Raw genomic sequence first — 17013 nt, 5'->3', positions numbered from 1 at the left:
AGAGAGCCGTATCCCATTGTGGATACGGCTCTCTTTTTTTGGTGATTGCTGAATCTTGAAATGAAACAGCTTATTTTGCGAGCACTTTTGGGCTCTCCACCTTCAGTTTTTGAGGAAAAACGAGCTTCAGCACAGGTGGCGTAACAAGCGTAGTTACGATAACGACCATAACGACTGACGTGAAGTATTGCGGCAAGAGCATTCCTGATTCCAAACCGGTTGCTGCAATAATAAGCGCTACCTCACCTCGTGATATCATCCCTGCCCCTATTGCAAGCGACGAGTGGTTATTGAACCCCGTCAGCCTAGCGCCTAACCCGCCGCCAATCAGCTTCGTCAATATAGCAACAAGCGATAACAGAATAATAAAGACAATCTGGCTGCCTACGCCTTCAAACGTAATGTTCAAGCCAATGCTTACGAAAAACACCGGCACAAATAGCGTATAGGCAATCGGCTCCACCTTCGACTCCACGTCATGCTTAAACGACGTTTGCGAAATCGCGATTCCCGCTGCAAAAGCGCCAATAATGCCGGCAACGCCCATGCTCTCGGCAAAATATGAAAAGGCAAAGCAGGCAATTAAGGCGGCGCTCATCGCTGCCTCCGTAATTTTGAAGCGAGCGAACCATTTCATGAAATGCGGTATCACCCATATGCTGACGGCGATTACGATCACAAAAAATAATGCCTTCTTCCCGATCAATAGCGGGATGGAGACGTTATCGGTTGTTCCAAGCAGGCTCATCATAACGGCCAGCAGTACAACAACGACTACATCATCTACCACTGCAGCGCCAAGTATCGTCGTGCCCTCTTTCGAGCTGAGCTGATTCATCTCCTTCAGCGTTTGAACCGAAATGCTTACGGAGGTCGCACACAGCAATAAGCCTAAGAACAGCGCCTCCGAGCTGGACAATCCAAGCGCGGCAGCTACCCCATATCCTCCGACAAACGGCAGAATGATTCCCCCTACCGCAACGGCAAAGGCTGCCTTCCAGTTTTCACGAAGCTGCTCCAAATCCGTTTCCAAGCCCGCGATAAACATAAGCAAAAGCACGCCGATTTCTGCAAAATGGCCAATAAAATCATCAGGCTGAACCCAGCCTAATACCGCGGGACCTATGATGATACCCGCCAGCAGCTTGCCTAATACAGCGGGCTGACCTAGCCGAACAGACAAATGTCCAGCCAGTTTTGTAGCTATAATGATGAGTGCTAAATATAAAATGAATTGCATTCGCATACACTCCTTTGTGTTCCCATTGGGTTAGCATGCAACAAAAAAAGGCCCGTATGCATACGGACCCCCGGTAAAATAACAAAAGGAGCCCTTGGTGACAGGCTCCTCCGTTTTTCATGCATATTCACTTATCGACCTATTCAGTCGTGTAAGGAAGCAATGCGATTTGACGTGAACGTTTAACTGCGATTGTAAGCAAGCGTTGGTATTTCGCGCTTGTTCCAGTCACACGACGTGGCAAGATTTTGCCGCGCTCGCTGATAAACTTTTTCAGCAAATCTACATCTTTATAGTCAATTTTAGTGATTTTGTTTACAGTGAAGAAACACACTTTCCGACGTTTGTTGCGTCCGCCTTTACGTCCGCTGAACTTACGTTCTGGACGCTCGTCGCCACCGTTATCTCTTTGCTTGAAAGCCATGATGGATATCCTCCTTATCGTTGAAAATTTTACAATTACACAACTGCTTTATATCGCAATAAAGGTTGTGCAACCGTTCCATTGATACGCGAAGTAGAAACTACTTCGTTATCAAAATGGCAAATCATCCTCTGATATATCAATCGGGCGTCCGTCATCCTGGAACGGATCACGGCTGTCGTTACGTGAGTTATTACCAGATGGCCGGTTACCACCGCTTTGGGAAGCGTTGCTGCCGCCGAAAGATCCGCCGCCGCTGCTTGTACCGCCGCTGTAGCTGCTGCCGCCTTCTTCTCGCGAGCCTCCGCCACCTTCACGATTGGATTCCAAGAACCGAACATTATCAGCGATAATTTCCGTTACGTAGACACGCTTGCCTTCGTTGTTCTCGTAATTCCGCACTTGAATGCGACCTTCAACCGCTGTTAAGCGGCCTTTGCGCAAGTAGTTGGCGCAAGTCTCTGCCAGTTGACGCCACGTTACAACCGGAATGAAATCCGCTTCACGCTCGCCTTGACCACCGCTCGTAAACGGACGATCTACCGCTAGCGTAAATTGTGTAACTGCAACGCCTGCAGGCGTATAGCGAAGCTCTGGGTCTCTCGTCAATCTACCAATTAGTATAACACGATTCAACATCGTTTCTGACCTCCCAATCGAACAATCCAGCGTGGATTAAGCGACGTCTCTGACGATCAACGAACGGATAACTTCATCCGTAATCTTCATGATGCGGTCAAGTTCATTCACAACTTCAGTCGTTGCGTTGAAATGTACCAGTACAAAGTAACCATCACGAAGCTTATTGATCTCATACGCAAGACGACGTTTTCCGCTCACATCTTGCTTTGTGACCTCTCCGCCGTTGGAGATAATGCCATGGAATTTGTCAACGATCGCTTGCAAGGCTTCTTGCTCAACGTCTGGACGAACGATGTACATTACTTCATATTTGCGCATATTGTTTCACCTCCTCTTGGACTAACGGCCCCATAAATGGAGCAAGGAACGAGCTTCTGCTCGCATCTCTATATTATATCAAATCTAATCGCCTATGACAAGCGCAAATAACAGAAGGACGAGCTTGGAACATACATACCTATGGGGAAATGAACTTGCAGCCGTTATCTGCTACTTATGCAAATCGACATCGCGGCAAATACTACGGCAGCGGACTTAATCTTAAGGCAAGCTAAGCATCCGCTCTAACTATACGCTGGAGGGTGATCATAATGGGTGAAGGTACAATGTTTTCGCCAGGGGATAAAGCTCCAAATGACGGCATGTACATCGAAAACGGAGTGAACTCGTTTCATATGGGCATTCAAAATCCGAAAAAAGTGCATCTAAACAAAGGCGAACGCTTCCCGGACACAACAAACCACGAGCGTAAATGGAAACGAATGGGCCATTAGTTTTTGCAGCGCATCGTGAATAGCCACGTTTAGTTTGGGACAATATAAGCTCGACGGTGTAAGAGAGGTGTGGTTCCGTTGAACCATTTTGGCAAGCGTAAACGACTGTACCCGTTATCAGGCGGATCAGCTTTCGTTGCGCCATAAATATAAGCCGCGATTAGGGTAAAACCTAAACGCTCTTATATTTAGACAAAGCCTTAAGAGGATTTCATCCACTCAGGGTAGAAGCGGAGGGTTGTGCCAAAGACACTTGTCTGTAACACACATGCGCATTCGAGCATCGATACGTTAAACCGTTCAAGCGGATACGTATTATTGTGCTCAAAAGGATTTAAAGAAGCGATTGCTGATTTTCTCCGATTGACGAATGAAAGCTCCAAGGTTTCACAGGCTTGCAGTGCGAATTGATCGACTCAACCATCAATCACCGTCAAGAAGAGGGCTCGCGAGAGTCCTCTTCTTTATATTTATCCACATGTTAATAACAATTTATGTTAAGCCTTGCTTGGCCGGTCAGCTGGATAACCAAACTGTTTTCTGTACGTTTTCCGCTCCGCCGTAAAGTCCCACCACTGCTTATCGCTTCCTGGATTGCCTGCATGATGCACAGCAAGCCGCATAACGTCTTCTACGCACGGATCCATCCAAACGCCATGCAGCTTCTCCAGACGCTCTACAAGCTGCGCTCCGCTCTCTCCAGCTGCCTTAATTTCATCCAATGAATAAAAACCGAGCTCCACTAGATTATGGGCAAGGCTTGGACCAATTGAAGGAACCGCCTGAAACTTAGCGAGCGCATGCAACAGATCCGCCCGTTCTTTTGGCACATTTAGCGTCGTACTTAACTCGCTTGCTGTGAAGCCCGCTATATCTATCAGCTTGATCTTTGCTTGGCGTAACCGCTTACGTTCATCATCTGTTAATGGCAGCTTTGGCGTACTCAAAGGGCCGACCTCCCTAGTTAAAGATGAATATAAAAAAAACGATCCGTCGACCGAATCGTTTGACTGTTCATATAATGGCGGAGAAGGTGGGATTCGAACCCACGCACGGTTTGACCCGCCTAGCTGATTTCGAGTCAGCCCCCTTGGGCCTCTTGGGTACCTCTCCGCATGTAAAAATTATTGTATCACACGGCTTGTCATCGCGCAAGTACTTGTCCAAAATTATTCCAGTATTTCTTTTCGGCTTCGGTTAAGATTCGGCTAAACCTTCATCCGATGCTTTAGAACGAAGCACCTTTTTCATGTTTTTCTCAAACTTCGCTCTTGGTATAAGAACACTATGCTTGCAGCCTACGCACTTAATGCGGATGTCCATCCCCATACGAATGATCTCCATCTCATTAGAGCCGCATGGATGCTGTTTCTTCATTTGAACGACATCGCCCAGCTCAAACTGCTTACGTTCCATCTTTTACGCCTCCCTTTTCATTGCGATGATAAGTAACCATTCGAGGATATGGAATTTCGATTCCGCTGGCATCCAATGCTTTTTTAATCTCCATATTAAGCTTACGCGCTACGACGGGATGCGTATTCGGCCGGCATTCTGCAATAACGCGAAGCGTTATTCCCGTAGGTGAAATCGCTTGAATGCCAAGCACCTCTGGCGCATTGATCAGATTGTCATCCTTCATCGTTATCATCGTATACCGAATGACTTCAAGAGCACGGTCGACCTCTTCCTCATATGCAACCGAAATATCAACTACGGCAACCGTATTATTAATCGAGAAATTCGTAACCTCGTTAATCATACCATTTGGGACAATATGAACTTCCCCCGTCCAGCTTTGGATTCGCGTCGTGCGAAGACCGATCACCTCAACCGTTCCTTTAAATTGTCCGGTTTGGATGACATCGCCGACTGCAAATTGATCCTCCAGCACAATGAAAAATCCTGTAATAATATCCTTCACCAAGCTTTGAGCGCCAAAACCGATGGCTAGCCCAAGCACTCCTGCGCCTGCGAGCAGCGGGCCCAGATTGATGCCGAACTCAGACAAGATTAGCATGACCGTAATGAAATAGACAACATAAGATACGACATTTTTCATAAGCTTGCCTACTGTTGTCATACGCCTTGTATGATTTGGCGGCCGCTTGCTCTCACGCTCAAGCACGACACGGTCAATCGTTTTATGTATCACCCATACAGCGAAACGCCCTACGACCAAAAACAACACAACCCGAAGCGCCGAACTGCCGAATGCCTGCCATACATCATTGTCTGTCAACCATTTAACAGCTGTGTTGTATCTTTCTGTGACGGACATCTCCATTCCTCCTCATCCGCGTCAATGCTCGTTTATATCTCTAGTTGTTCATACCCGGATTGTACTGGTTTGAATATGCCTCTAATTTCTACACTTTCCTGCTCGATGACTTCCTTCACCGCCGTTAAATCCTCTTCCGGAAAATGAATCGACAACGCGCAGCCTGCCGTTATTTCCTTTGGCGTTGGACAGATATCGATTTCTATATCAGCATATTCGAGCAGCATCTCTGCGCGAAGCGCCTGCTGAGTCGAATCAAATGCAATTAACACGAGCAAGACCTCCATTACGTTTGCACCGCAAACTTCCTTCGCAGGCTTAACCTTAAATATCAAAACTATCTGACGTATAAAATGGTTGTCCCATCCATATACTAGTAACATATCGGTATTATCGGAGGGATTCTATGAAGCTTCCATTTATGAAAGAGACGCCTTTAAAGGTACCTTACACTACTGCAAACGTCATTGGCATGCTGGTTAATCGCCTTACGAACTTGCTTGAGGAAATGGCGGAAAACCGTCCGATTGTCGTCGTCTGCGTAGGAACGGATCGCTCCACCGGTGACTCATTAGGCCCGTTAATTGGAACGTCGCTAGCAAAATACCGCAGCCAGCATTTCACCTTATTCGGCACCTTGGAAAACCCTGTTCATGCCATGAATCTGGATGATACGCTCCTAGAAATCAACCGCCGTTTCCATAAACCATTCGTTATCGGAATTGACGCTTGTCTCGGTCAAGTATCCAGCGTTGGCAGCATTCAAGTAGGAGTTGGTCCCGTTCGCCCTGGTGCTGGCGTCAATAAGGATCTCCCTCCGGTCGGAGATATTCATCTTACCGGCATCGTTAACGTCGGCGGGTTTATGGAGTATTTCGTTCTGCAAAACACTCGTCTTCACCTCGTTATGAAGATGTCCGAAATTATTGCAATCAGCTTATTTACAGCCATCGCAAACTATGCGCATCTCTCCACCGGCGTTCTTGAGCAAACGGCCGCCGCTGACAATATTTAAAACTGTCTTTGATGATTTATTTTGCTTCCAAAATCGCTTTGCGCTCTTCCGGTGTAAGCGGGTATGCGGATTCTCCTTTTTCAAGCGGCTTCGCATACACATACGTATTGTCCCTGCTGTGAATGCCAGTAAAAACAGCACCGTCTTTCTCTTCATTAACGATAGCGATCGAGAAGCTAAGATCACTGCCCTGCTCGGCAAAAGCGTTGTATCGAATGACGCCCACTTTACCTTTTTGATTGGGGAGAGACGTTTGTACAACAGCTAGCTGATCCTTCAATTGTTGGTTCGCCTGCTTCTGCTCAGCCAGCCCTTCCTTCAACTCAACGATGACATCTTCCATATTCGTCAAACCTGTATTCCCCATGACCGCTGTATATTGCTTTCTAAGCTTTTTCAGCCGCCCGCCAATGACCGCTATCCAAATAAATAAAATGATGACAAACAAAGCTAATACTACCGTAACAGCATTCATCGGATTTGATGTCCAGTCTTCCATCGTTGTTGTTCCGCCCCCAATTCATTGCTAAACCCCATATTGCTGTGCTATTTCCTTAATAGCATCCGTTAACGCATCTATCTCCGCTTCCGTAGTAAAAACACCTACACTTGCACGTATCGCGCCTGTTGCTGACGTTCCTGCACTTGCATGTGCGAGTGGCGTACAATGAAAGCCTGCTCGCACGGCAATTCGGTAATGCTGATCCAAAATGAACGAAAGCTCTGATGGATCAACCTTTTCCATATTAAAAGCTACAATTCCGGTGCGCTGCTCGCCTAGTTCTGGACCGAGCAGCTTGACTCCCTCCACTGGCAAAAGACCTTGAATAAGCCTCTGCGTCAGAGCCCATTCCTTAGTATGGATGTTCTCTACCGTCTCATTCAGCACATACTGAACGCCCGTTTTCAGGCCTGCTAAGCCAGGCGTGTTTTGCGTGCCTGCCTCGTATCGATCCGGCCTCACTTGAGGCTGCTCAAGCGCCTCAGATTGGCTTCCTGTCCCGCCATGCAGCAATGGCACCAATTCCAGCTCCGGATCGATGTACAGCCCTCCTGTGCCTTGAGGTCCTAGCAATCCTTTGTGTCCTGGGAACGCCAGCATATGAATACCCATCGCCTTCACGTCAACCGGAATTATACCCGCGCTTTGGGCTGCATCAACAAGAAGCTTAATGCCGTGTTTTCTTGTTAGCTCTGCAATATCAGCCACCGGCATAATCGTCCCTAATAAATTCGAGCTGTGATTCACAACGGCGAGCGTCGTATGCGGACGAATCGCTTTGGCAATGTCATCTATATTTAGATTTCCACGTTCATCGGATTCTACGTAGGTTACCTCAATGCCAATTGTTTGCTCCAAATAATATAGCGGCCTTCTGACCGAATTATGCTCAACTGAAGTCGCAATCACGTGATCGCCAGGTTTAAGAAAACCTTTAATCGCCATATTTAGTGCCATCGTCGTATTGGAAGCAAATGCAATATCATTTGGGTTTTTTATATTAAACAGCTTTGCTAGCTGCTTGCGCGTTTCAAACAATATTCGGCTTGCTCGTACAGCCATAGCGTGGCTGCCTCTCCCAGGGTTAGCAGCGTCATTCAGCATAGCATTTACGACAGCTTCCGTTACTGACGGTGGTTTAGGCCAAGAGGTTGCTGCGTGGTCCAAATATATAACCGATTGTTCATTGTTAATCACAATTTTCACGCCTTTCCAAGCTAACTAGTCACAACAATGGCATACCTTAGTTTAATCTTTCAAAAGCAAGATTACAACTTAGGTATGCCATTGTTTTGTACCGCTTATGCCATGTACTGAAGCAGCTCTAGCAATCTCTCTAAATCCTGTTTGCTATAATACTGAAGCTCTATTTTACCTTTATCTTTTTGCTGTTTAATTTTAACCGTTGTCTTAAAACGTTCCCGCAATGACTCCTCTAGATGGTCAATATATGGATCGCGTTTTTTCTGATTCGGCTTCGCTTTGTCTTCAGGCTGCTTCGTATCCAGCTTCTGAATCGCCTCTTCCAGCTCACGTACGCTCCACTCTAGGGAAACGGTAAGGTCCGCTAGTTCCTTCTGAACCTTATCATCCTTAATGCCAACCAATGCTCTAGCATGCCCCATGGAAATTGTTCCACGTGAAACATTGTCCTTGATTTCTGATGGCAAGGAAAGCAGGCGTACAAAGTTTGCGATATGGGAGCGAGACTTTCCGACCTTCATGGACAGCTCTTCCTGCGTAAGCTTAAACTTATCAATAAGAGCTTGATAAGCAATAGCTACCTCAATCGCATTCAAATCTTCCCGTTGAAGATTCTCGATTAAGGCAATTTCCATAACCTGTTGATCGGTAAATGATCTTACTACAGCAGGTATAGTTGGATTGCCACAAAACTGAGAAGCCCGGAAGCGTCTCTCCCCTGCAATAATCTCATAGCCCTTTAATACGGTACGAACGATAATAGGTTGTATAATGCCATGCTGTTTTATCGATTCCGCTAGTTCTTTAATGGAATCCTCATCAAATGTTTTCCTTGGCTGATACGGATTGGGTCTTAATTGAGATAATGAAATTTCAATCACTTTATCATCGTCATTCACAGAAAGCGATGGGATAAGCGCATCCAGCCCTCTACCTAGCCGCTTGCTCATACATAATCACTTCCTTTGCGAGTTCAAGATAAACTTCCGCACCTTTTGACCGAGGATCATATGTGATAATAGCTTGACCATGTGATGGCGCCTCACTTAAGCGAACATTGCGCGGAATAATCGTTTGGTAAACCTTTTGCTGAAAATATTTTTTGACCTCTTCAATAACTTGAATACCAAGATTCGTTCTTGCATCGAGCATCGTAAGAAGAACGCCTTCTATTTGAAGGGATGTATTCAAATGCTTTTGAACGAGTCGAACCGTGTTTAATAGCTGACTCAATCCTTCAAGCGCGTAATATTCACATTGAATAGGAATAAGGACTGAATCCGCAGCGGTAAGAGAGTTGATTGTCAAAATACCGAGTGACGGCGGACAGTCGATCAGAACATAATCGAAATCATCCTTAACCAAATGCAGTGACTTCTTCAATCGCAGCTCACGAGATATCGTGGGTACGAGCTCAATTTCAGCTCCGGCCAATTGGATTGTTGCAGGAATGATTTTTAAGCCAGGAACTCTCGTTTCGAACATCGCATCTTTAGGATGGACATCATTAATAAGGACATCATAAATACAATTCGTTACATCGCCCTTGTTGATACCGAGTCCACTCGTTGTATTCCCCTGTGGATCAATATCAACTAGCAGCACTTTTTTTCCAAGCGATGCTAAACAGGCTGCTAAATTGACAGACGTTGTCGTTTTTCCGACACCGCCCTTCTGGTTGGCTATAGCAATAATTTTCGACAAAACCGGCTCACCTCTATGTGTACAACTTTTATGTGCGATTATCTTGTTGCCCGAACAAAAATAAAACTTTAGCTAGAAATGGCATCGCCGCCCTCAGTGAGGACGGCACAAAATAAGTATAAGATTATTGCAATTATAGCATTCTATGACTATCGTTTGGGGATCTGAATGACAATTTCATAATGATCGTCATGATCCTTCTCGTTTGTCTTTATTTGCAAGCCAGACCCAGAAACCATTTCAATCGATTGTCTAATTGTATTAAGCGCCAATCGCACATCCTTCGTAAAGGAAATACGCTTTGCTTTTTTCAATTTCGTCGATTCCTTAAGGAAAGCGATTCTAACTTCCGTCTGCTTAACATTAAGATCTTTTGCCATGATCTCTTCCAAAACCTTAAGCTGCAATTCCTCATTATCCAGCGACAGCAACGCTCTAGCATGACGCTCGGTAATTTTACGTTCCATTAATGCCATCTTGATCGTATCATTCAGCATTAACAAACGCAATTTGTTTGCAATCGTGGACTGGCTTTTGCCGAGGCGTTGAGCTAAGCTCTCTTGCGTTAGCTGATGAAGCTCAATCAACTTCTGATAGGCAATAGCTTCTTCAATAGCCGACAGGTTTTCCCGTTGAAGATTTTCGATTAATGCAATAGATGCCGTCTGTGAATCATTAAATTCACGAACGATGCCGGGAATGGTATCATACCCAAGCTTAGTAACGGCACGCCAACGACGCTCCCCCGCAATAATTTCATATCTTCCGTTACGCATTCGAACAACGATAGGCTGAATAACACCATGCGTTTTTATCGTTTGGCATAACTCTTCTATTCGTTCGTCATCAAAAATCGTACGCGGCTGAAAAGGACTCGCATCGATTTCATGAATCGGTATTTGCCGAACTTCTTCTTGCGGTATGCGCTGCTCGGACAGGCCGAACAATCGAGAAAATTGTTCTTTCATATCGATAATTACCACCCGATCATGAGATAAACCTTGTTTTTAATCACTTCAAATGAAACCATTTTCTCCATCTTGCATTGGAAACAATGAGTTTCATATAAAATTCCAGCATATTCAAATAATGAATACTAAACATGCTATTATTCTATTAAAAAGCAATTACAAGGTTTTTGCAATAAATACGCTTCAGCAGTAAGATTGGTTCATTGCCAATTGGATTATTTTCGGTCACTAGAACCTATCTCAGGTAATAATCGTCAACTGCACGGCGAACATCCATAACAATATTCATTCGGTAATGATAGGAGAGGCATCATTTTAAATATAATCAGGTATAGCATATAACCCTTATACGATGCTTATATTCACCCGCATGACGAGGAATGAGCTGCCCTGTGACAGCCTCAATCGCTCTCATTTTACTAACGGATCATCCTGTCTCTTCATCTTACCTTATAATTCGACTATGATTGAACGATCTCCTGCTTGACACTTCTTATGAACAAATAATTGTTGTATAAATATGGCGATAAATAGTTTGTGATGTATGTGTTTAATCTATTGTTTCACGTGGAACAATTTAAGTATTTTAAATCAGCGGTTGTTTAAGTGGAGTGCCCGCTTTTCTTGGATATTTCCGAGGAGTGCCCTCCAGCTTCTCAATCAACACGATATGCCGCTCGGATTGCTCATTTGGAAGTGACAATTGATGCTGTGATTTAATTTTGGACTTTAGCTCTTTCAAACTAAAAGCTGCTTCCCTTACCTCATCGTCGGATTGAGATCCCTTCATCGCAGCGAACAAGCCACCCCTTCTTACGAAAGGCAAACAAAATTCGTTTAGCACATTTAATCGAGCAACTGCTCTTGCCGTTACCAAATCGTAGCTGTCACGATGCTCCGGCATTTGAGCAATATCTTCTGCTCGGCCATGCAAGCAAAGCACTTGATCCAAACCAAGCTGCTCTTTGAGATGAGTAAGAAACTGAATTCTTTTGTTTAAAGAGTCCACAATCATGACCTTTAAGTGAGGAAAACAGATTTTCAAAGGAATGCTCGGAAAACCCGCTCCTGATCCAATATCAGCTAGCTTGCGTACGCCGCTCATATCGGTATAGAAGGAAAGCGATACGGAGTCGTAAAAATGTTTTTCGTACACAGCGTCTCTTTCCGTTATGCCAGTCAGGTTCATCTTTTCGTTCCACTCGACAAGCAATCGATAATATAGCTCGAACTGGTCAAGCTGAACCGGCGAGAGCGGAATTCCGCTCTCCTCCATCCGTTTCGTAAACCATTTTAATGTTTCATCCATATTATGAACCTCTCGCTGCCGTTACACGGTTATAATGCTCCAAGTAAACAAGAAGAATCGAAATGTCAGCCGGCGTTACTCCCGCAATCCGGGAAGCCTGCCCAATGGAAAGCGGACGAATAACGCTCAGCTTTTGCTTCGCTTCCGAAGCAAGGCTGCGCACGTCGGCATAATCGATATCATCCGGAATCCGTTTTTTCTCCATTTTGTTCAAACGCTCAACCTGTACAAGCTGCTTCTCGATATAACCTGCATACTTGATTTGAATTTCGACCTGTTCTTTCATCTCCTCCGACATTTCCGGTACGGAAGGAACAACCGTTTCAAGCATCGCATACGTAACCTCAGGTCGGCGAAGCAGCGACAAAGCATCTGTTCCATGCTCCATAGGCGCAGTGCCCGCAGCTGTCAGCATGGCATTTACTTGATCAGGTTTCACTTTTGTTCCGCGCAAACGTTCGATGTCGATTTCAACCAATTCTTTTTTGCGCAAAAACTTATTGTAACGCTCTTCCGATATTAGACCGATCTCATAACCTGTTGGCGTCAAACGCAAATCCGCATTGTCATGACGAAGCAGCAAACGATATTCTGCTCTCGAAGTAAGCAAGCGATAAGGATCATTTGTGCCTTTCGTAACGAGATCATCGATCATAACGCCGATATACCCTTCAGAACGTCCGATGATAATCGGTTCTTTGCCTTGCACTTTACGAGCTGCATTAATGCCGGCCATAACACCTTGGCCCGCCGCTTCCTCATAACCGGAGGTTCCGTTAATTTGTCCCGCTGTGAATAAGCTATCGATCACTTTTGTCTCCAACGATGGCCACAGCTGTGTAGGCACCACAGCATCGTACTCAATCGCGTAACCGTTTCGCATCATCTCAACTTTTTCCAAACCTGGTATTGATCGTAAAATGCCAAGCTGCACGTCCTCAGGCATACTCGTCGACAGCCCCTGTACATAATACTCGGAAGTATTTTTGCCTTCAGGCTCAAGGAAAATCTGATGTTTAGGCTTATCTGCAAAACGAACGATTTTATCCTCAATAGATGGGCAGTAACGTGGACCTGTTCCCTCAATTGCACCTGAGAACATTGGAGCACGATGAAGGTTGTCGTTAATAATTTTGTGCGTTGCTTCAGATGTATACGTCAACCAGCAAGGAAGCTGTTCATTCGTAGAAGATTCTGTTTCATGGGAGAAAAATTTCGGCTTGTCATCGCCTGGCTGAATTTCTGTTTTGGAGAAATCAATTGTATCTTTATGGACGCGCGGAGGCGTACCCGTTTTGAATCGAACAAGCTCCAGGCCATTCTCCTTCAAGCTTGCGGATAAGCGGACCGATGGCTGTTGATTGTTAGGACCGCTCTCATACATCAGCTCGCCCATAATAATTTTACCGCGCAAATACGTGCCTGTTGTAACAACCGTTGTACGCGCACGATACTCCGCACCCGTTTTGGTTACGATGCCTAAACATTTGCCATCTTCAACAATAAGCTCCTCCGCCATTCCTTGGCGAAGCGTCAAATGAGGCGTTTCCTCAATTGTTTTCTTCATTAGATGCTGATAGTCAAATTTGTCGGCCTGCGCACGCAGCGCATGCACCGCCGGCCCTTTACCCGTGTTGAGCATTCTCATTTGGATAAAGGTTTTATCGATGTTACGTCCCATTTCTCCGCCAAGTGCATCGATTTCACGCACAACATGCCCTTTTGCAGGCCCGCCGATCGATGGATTACATGGCATAAAAGCAACCATGTCCAAATTTATTGTAAGCAGCAGCGTCTCACAGCCCATTCGTGCCGCAGCAAGTGCAGCCTCACAGCCCGCATGGCCTGCTCCAATGACGATAACGTCATATTCACCAGCTATATATCTCATTGTCTTTTACCCTCCTAAAGGTTTCTGAAAGAAACCTACTTCGTAAGCATAAGCTAAGCTCCCATGCAGCACGGTCACCGCTTCTAAATTCATAAAGCTGCTCTATAAGCATAATCCAGATTTGCCGAAATAGCCTACTTCCATCTATTTCCCTAAGCAAAACTGCGAGAATATTTGGTCAATCAACGAATCGCCGGCTTCATCGCCGAGTATTTCGCCAAGCGATTCCCACGCTGAACGCGCATCGATCTGAATGAGATCAATGGGGATTCCGGCATCCGATGCTTCGATAGCATCGACCAGCGATTGTTTTGCCCGCTTCAATAACGCAATATGTCGTACGTTGCTGACATATGTCAAATCGCCAGACTCAAGCTGTCCCTCAAAAAACATTTCGCTTATCGTCTTCTCTAGTCGATCGAGGCCATCTTCCTCAAGAACCGACATCCTTACGATTGAATCGGCAGGAATCGACTCCTCCACCACCTCAATTTCTAATTGATGCGGCAAGTCAGTCTTATTGATGATCGCAATGACAGGTCGATCCTTCATTTGCAGCAGCAGCTCACGATCTTCCGGCTGCAGCGGTTCATTATTATTGAGCACGAACAAAATGAGATCCGCTTCTTCCAGTGCGCTTCGCGAACGCTCTACACCTATACGCTCGACTACATCATTCGTTTCCCTAATGCCGGCGGTATCGAGCAGGCGCAGCGGTATACCGTTCAATGCGACAAATTGCTCAATAACATCACGGGTCGTTCCCGGAATATCCGTAACGATCGCTTTATTCTCTTGCGTCAGCACATTCATTAGAGAGGACTTTCCGACGTTTGGCCTTCCCACAATAGCTGTCACAATGCCTTCTCTTAATATTTTGCCTTCATTCGCTGTTTTTAACAGTCGATCTATTTCATCAATAGCAGAATCGCATTGGTCACGAATAAACGAGCTCGTCATTTCCTCTACGTCATGCTCGGGATAATCAATATTCACTTCGATATGGGCAAGCAGCTCAATAACCGTCTGCCTTAAAGCTTTAATCCGCTTAGACAGGACACCTTCCGACTGCTTCCTGGCAACGGAAAAAGCACGATCCGATTTGGATCGAATCAAATCAATAACAGCCTCTGCCTGCATCAAGTCGATCCGGCCATTCAGGAACGCACGCTTTGTAAATTCACCTGGCTCCGCCGTCCGGTAGCCGTTCAGCTGCAAAACGACGTCAAGCACCTTTTTGACGGCAATGACACCGCCATGTGCATTTATCTCAACAACATCCTCCGCGGTAAAAGAACGAGGTCCCCGCATAAGCGTAACCAGCACCTCTTCTACCTCTTCACCCGTTACAGGATCAATGATATGTCCGTAATGCAGCGTATGTGTTTCTGCATCATTTAAACTTATTTTCGAACGAAAAACAGATGCGATTCCGGCAATTGCTTCCGGTCCGCTTACTCTTATAATGGCGATGCCGCCTTCTCCGACCGCTGTCGAAATGGCTGCTATCGTATCGTGTACCATTGCTGTCAGCACCTCTCAAATGGAAAAACAGCAATGACCATTATGAGCCATTGCTGTGGATAGCGTATAGTTTCTTATACAATTTGGTTTTGCTTCTTACTGTCTGAGTGCAATGACGACTCGCCGGTTCGGCTCGTCGCCTTTACTGAACGTCTTCACCTTAGGGTGGTTTTGCAACTGCGAATGGATAACCTTCCGCTCATGCGGCGACATCGGCTCCAGAACAACTTCCTTCCTGGTGCGAATAACACGTCCTGCTAAACGATCGGATAAATCCGCTAACGTTTTGCGGCGGCGCTCCCGAAAATCCTCTGCATCAAGCACGATACGCAAATGACTGTCAGAGTAACGATTAGCCACAATATTAACCAAGTACTGTAATGCATCCAACGTTTGTCCGCGACGTCCAATCAGCATACCAAGGTCTCCGCTGCCAGATACGGCAAGGTGGGTACCTTCTCTTGTTTGCTTTCGATCGATGTTTACTTGCAGCCCCATCGTACCAGCTACTTCACGGAGAAATTGCTCCGCTTCCAGCATAGGATCGGGAATAAGCTCAAGCTCGACTTTCGCTTCCTTTGCGCCAAACAATCCAAAAAAACCTTTAGTGGGCTGTTCAAGCACAACTTGTTTAACGCGGTCTTCAGTTACTTGCAATTGTGATAAACCGTTACGTACAGCATCCTCTATCGTCTTTCCTGATGCAACGATTTTCTTCATTTCGCAGGGGCCTCCTTACCCTTGTCAGATGAACGAACGTACAGGAAGTAGTTTTGAACAATCGTGTAAACGTTACTGTAAACCCAGTAAAGAGGAAGAGCCGCTGGGAATGAAAGTGCCATTACAAAAATAAGCACTGGGAAAATCGCCAGCATCATGCCCATGCCAGGCATCGTTTGTGTTTGTTGCTTCTGCATCATCTTGGACTGAATGAAAGTCGTCGCGGCAGCAAGGATAGGAAGTATGTAATACGGATCCTTCTCCCCGAGCTGCAGCCACAAGAAAGTATGCTCACGGATATCCGGGTTTTTGTAGATGGAATTGTACAGCGCGATAAAGATAGGCATCTGAACTATCAGCGGCAAACAGCCCGCCATCGGATTAACCTTGTGCGTCTGGAACAGCTTCATCGTTTCTTCTTGCTGCTTTTGCGGGTTATCCTTGTGTTTCTTCTTAATTTCAGCCATTTGAGGCTGCAATGCTTGCATCGCTTTCGAGCTGCGATATTGCTTCAGCGTTAAAGGTAAAATCAACGTTCTTACAATAATCGTAAGGAGCAATATAGCAAGTCCGTAGGATTCGCCAAACCAGCCTGCGAACGTATCAAGCGTCAAGGCAAAATAGTAGACGACATTTTTCTCCCAGAAGTTCCCCTTCAATAAATCGGCGGTCTCCGTCGTCTGGGTTGTTGGAGCGCCGCATCCCGCCAGCACACCCATTAGCAGAACAAGGCCAAGCACTAAAATCCATTTCTTGTTTTTAGTCCAAAACAACAACATTAAAACTCCTCTCTGAGAGCCATTACATCAAGCGG

At 45.7% G+C, this 17013-nt stretch carries 20 protein-coding genes and 1 tRNA gene; 2 read left to right on the top strand and 19 right to left on the bottom strand.

All coding sequences use genetic code 11. The annotated features are described in order from the left end of the window. Window positions 1-70 precede the first annotated feature (70 nt). From ADU23_RS09035 to rpsF, 4 genes are all read right to left on the bottom strand, one after another. Entirely contained in the window at window positions 71-1240 is a 1170-nt protein-coding gene (locus ADU23_RS09035) for a cation:proton antiporter (RefSeq protein WP_053373430.1), read from the bottom strand. Window positions 1241-1379: 139 nt separating this feature from the next. Next, entirely contained in the window at window positions 1380-1664 is a 285-nt protein-coding gene (gene rpsR, locus ADU23_RS09030; RefSeq protein ID WP_053373429.1) for a 30S ribosomal protein S18, read from the bottom strand. A 111-nt stretch (window positions 1665-1775) separates the two neighbouring features. After that, a complete protein-coding gene (gene ssb, locus ADU23_RS09025) occupies window positions 1776-2303 on the bottom strand; it encodes a single-stranded DNA-binding protein (protein ID WP_053373428.1) in 528 nt (175 codons plus the stop codon). Window positions 2304-2339: 36 nt separating this feature from the next. Further along, a complete protein-coding gene (rpsF, locus tag ADU23_RS09020) occupies window positions 2340-2624 on the bottom strand; it encodes a 30S ribosomal protein S6 (RefSeq protein WP_053373427.1) in 285 nt (94 codons plus the stop codon). Between the two features lie 272 nt (window positions 2625-2896). Here rpsF and ADU23_RS09015 point away from each other — a divergent pair, with 272 nt between their 5' ends. Further along, entirely contained in the window at window positions 2897-3079 is a 183-nt protein-coding gene (locus tag ADU23_RS09015) for a YjzC family protein (RefSeq protein WP_053373426.1), read from the top strand. A 497-nt stretch (window positions 3080-3576) separates the two neighbouring features. Here ADU23_RS09015 and ADU23_RS09010 read toward each other — a convergent pair whose 3' ends face one another. The 5 genes from ADU23_RS09010 to ADU23_RS08990 all read right to left on the bottom strand — a co-directional run bounded on the left by ADU23_RS09010 (window position 3577) and on the right by ADU23_RS08990 (window position 5647). Beyond that, a complete protein-coding gene (locus tag ADU23_RS09010) occupies window positions 3577-4026 on the bottom strand; it encodes a helix-hairpin-helix domain-containing protein (RefSeq protein ID WP_053373425.1) in 450 nt (149 codons plus the stop codon). A gap of 75 nt (window positions 4027-4101) precedes the next feature. Further along, a tRNA-Ser gene (locus ADU23_RS09005) sits at window positions 4102-4192 on the bottom strand. A gap of 84 nt (window positions 4193-4276) precedes the next feature. Next, the gene (locus ADU23_RS09000; RefSeq protein ID WP_053373424.1) at window positions 4277-4495 is read right to left on the bottom strand and encodes a DUF951 domain-containing protein; all 219 of its coding nucleotides are present in this window, start codon (window positions 4493-4495) and stop codon (window positions 4277-4279) included. Beyond that, the gene (locus tag ADU23_RS08995; RefSeq protein ID WP_063845972.1) at window positions 4485-5360 is read right to left on the bottom strand and encodes a mechanosensitive ion channel family protein; all 876 of its coding nucleotides are present in this window, start codon (window positions 5358-5360) and stop codon (window positions 4485-4487) included. The genes ADU23_RS09000 and ADU23_RS08995 overlap by 11 nt, the downstream gene beginning before the upstream one ends. A gap of 32 nt (window positions 5361-5392) precedes the next feature. Next, window positions 5393-5647, bottom strand: coding sequence for a DUF3343 domain-containing protein (locus ADU23_RS08990; protein WP_053377547.1), 255 nt, complete (start codon window positions 5645-5647; stop codon window positions 5393-5395). Window positions 5648-5766: 119 nt separating this feature from the next. Between ADU23_RS08990 and yyaC the strand changes: the two genes are divergently transcribed. Next, window positions 5767-6375 (top strand): spore protease YyaC, encoded by a 609-nt coding sequence (gene yyaC / locus ADU23_RS08985; protein WP_053373422.1) that lies wholly within the window; start codon window positions 5767-5769, stop codon window positions 6373-6375. Window positions 6376-6391: 16 nt separating this feature from the next. On the opposite strand, the gene ADU23_RS08980 is transcribed toward yyaC, so the two are convergent. The 10 genes from ADU23_RS08980 to ADU23_RS08935 all read right to left on the bottom strand — a co-directional run bounded on the left by ADU23_RS08980 (window position 6392) and on the right by ADU23_RS08935 (window position 16978). Then, complete coding sequence (locus ADU23_RS08980) at window positions 6392-6874, bottom strand: DUF4446 family protein (protein ID WP_053373421.1); 483 nt, start codon at window positions 6872-6874, stop codon at window positions 6392-6394. A gap of 27 nt (window positions 6875-6901) precedes the next feature. After that, window positions 6902-8071, bottom strand: coding sequence for an aminotransferase class V-fold PLP-dependent enzyme (locus tag ADU23_RS08975; RefSeq protein WP_082311282.1), 1170 nt, complete (start codon window positions 8069-8071; stop codon window positions 6902-6904). A gap of 107 nt (window positions 8072-8178) precedes the next feature. Then, on the bottom strand, window positions 8179-9030 hold the full coding sequence (locus ADU23_RS08970; protein ID WP_053373420.1) for a ParB/RepB/Spo0J family partition protein: 852 nt from the start codon (window positions 9028-9030) through the stop codon (window positions 8179-8181). Further along, the gene (locus ADU23_RS08965; RefSeq protein WP_053373419.1) at window positions 9011-9784 is read right to left on the bottom strand and encodes a ParA family protein; all 774 of its coding nucleotides are present in this window, start codon (window positions 9782-9784) and stop codon (window positions 9011-9013) included. Before ADU23_RS08965 ends, ADU23_RS08970 begins: the two co-directional genes overlap by 20 nt. A 149-nt stretch (window positions 9785-9933) precedes the next feature. Next, window positions 9934-10752 (bottom strand): nucleoid occlusion protein, encoded by an 819-nt coding sequence (gene noc, locus ADU23_RS08960; RefSeq protein WP_053373418.1) that lies wholly within the window; start codon window positions 10750-10752, stop codon window positions 9934-9936. Between the two features lie 589 nt (window positions 10753-11341). Continuing rightward, entirely contained in the window at window positions 11342-12064 is a 723-nt protein-coding gene (gene rsmG, locus ADU23_RS08955; protein ID WP_053373417.1) for a 16S rRNA (guanine(527)-N(7))-methyltransferase RsmG, read from the bottom strand. Between the two features lies 1 nt (window position 12065). Further along, entirely contained in the window at window positions 12066-13955 is a 1890-nt protein-coding gene (gene mnmG / locus ADU23_RS08950; protein ID WP_053373416.1) for a tRNA uridine-5-carboxymethylaminomethyl(34) synthesis enzyme MnmG, read from the bottom strand. A gap of 144 nt (window positions 13956-14099) precedes the next feature. After that, on the bottom strand, window positions 14100-15479 hold the full coding sequence (gene mnmE, locus ADU23_RS08945; RefSeq protein ID WP_053373415.1) for a tRNA uridine-5-carboxymethylaminomethyl(34) synthesis GTPase MnmE: 1380 nt from the start codon (window positions 15477-15479) through the stop codon (window positions 14100-14102). A 96-nt stretch (window positions 15480-15575) separates the two neighbouring features. Beyond that, a complete protein-coding gene (gene jag, locus ADU23_RS08940) occupies window positions 15576-16199 on the bottom strand; it encodes an RNA-binding cell elongation regulator Jag/EloR (protein WP_053373414.1) in 624 nt (207 codons plus the stop codon). Next, window positions 16196-16978 (bottom strand): YidC/Oxa1 family membrane protein insertase, encoded by a 783-nt coding sequence (locus tag ADU23_RS08935; RefSeq protein WP_053373413.1) that lies wholly within the window; start codon window positions 16976-16978, stop codon window positions 16196-16198. Before ADU23_RS08935 ends, jag begins: the two co-directional genes overlap by 4 nt. Window positions 16979-17013: the final 35 nt, after the last annotated feature.

The sequence above is a fragment of the Paenibacillus sp. FJAT-27812 genome (genome assembly GCF_001273905.1).
In the GTDB taxonomy this organism is placed as follows: domain Bacteria; phylum Bacillota; class Bacilli; order Paenibacillales; family Paenibacillaceae; genus Pristimantibacillus.
The sequence above is the reverse complement of the archived record's forward strand: the minus strand, read 5'-3'. Positions and strand labels throughout refer to the sequence as shown.

Excerpts from the sequence above, each read along its gene's own strand:
- ADU23_RS09035 (WP_053373430.1), bottom strand. The coding sequence starts at position 1,240 with ATGCAATTCATTTTATATTTAGCACTCATCATTATAGCTACAAAACTG.
- rpsR (WP_053373429.1), bottom strand. The coding sequence starts at position 1,664 with ATGGCTTTCAAGCAAAGAGATAACGGTGGCGACGAGCGTCCAGAACGT.
- ssb (WP_053373428.1), bottom strand. The coding sequence starts at position 2,303 with ATGTTGAATCGTGTTATACTAATTGGTAGATTGACGAGAGACCCAGAG.
- rpsF (WP_053373427.1), bottom strand. The coding sequence starts at position 2,624 with ATGCGCAAATATGAAGTAATGTACATCGTTCGTCCAGACGTTGAGCAA.
- ADU23_RS09015 (WP_053373426.1), top strand. The coding sequence starts at position 2,897 with ATGGGTGAAGGTACAATGTTTTCGCCAGGGGATAAAGCTCCAAATGAC.
- ADU23_RS09000 (WP_053373424.1), bottom strand. The coding sequence starts at position 4,495 with ATGGAACGTAAGCAGTTTGAGCTGGGCGATGTCGTTCAAATGAAGAAA.
- ADU23_RS08995 (WP_063845972.1), bottom strand. The coding sequence starts at position 5,360 with ATGTCCGTCACAGAAAGATACAACACAGCTGTTAAATGGTTGACAGAC.
- ADU23_RS08990 (WP_053377547.1), bottom strand. The coding sequence starts at position 5,647 with ATGGAGGTCTTGCTCGTGTTAATTGCATTTGATTCGACTCAGCAGGCG.
- yyaC (WP_053373422.1), top strand. The coding sequence starts at position 5,767 with ATGAAGCTTCCATTTATGAAAGAGACGCCTTTAAAGGTACCTTACACT.
- ADU23_RS08980 (WP_053373421.1), bottom strand. The coding sequence starts at position 6,874 with ATGGAAGACTGGACATCAAATCCGATGAATGCTGTTACGGTAGTATTA.
- ADU23_RS08970 (WP_053373420.1), bottom strand. The coding sequence starts at position 9,030 with ATGAGCAAGCGGCTAGGTAGAGGGCTGGATGCGCTTATCCCATCGCTT.
- noc (WP_053373418.1), bottom strand. The coding sequence starts at position 10,752 with ATGAAAGAACAATTTTCTCGATTGTTCGGCCTGTCCGAGCAGCGCATA.
- rsmG (WP_053373417.1), bottom strand. The coding sequence starts at position 12,064 with ATGGATGAAACATTAAAATGGTTTACGAAACGGATGGAGGAGAGCGGA.
- mnmG (WP_053373416.1), bottom strand. The coding sequence starts at position 13,955 with ATGAGATATATAGCTGGTGAATATGACGTTATCGTCATTGGAGCAGGC.
- mnmE (WP_053373415.1), bottom strand. The coding sequence starts at position 15,479 with ATGGTACACGATACGATAGCAGCCATTTCGACAGCGGTCGGAGAAGGC.
- jag (WP_053373414.1), bottom strand. The coding sequence starts at position 16,199 with ATGAAGAAAATCGTTGCATCAGGAAAGACGATAGAGGATGCTGTACGT.
- ADU23_RS08935 (WP_053373413.1), bottom strand. The coding sequence starts at position 16,978 with ATGTTGTTGTTTTGGACTAAAAACAAGAAATGGATTTTAGTGCTTGGC.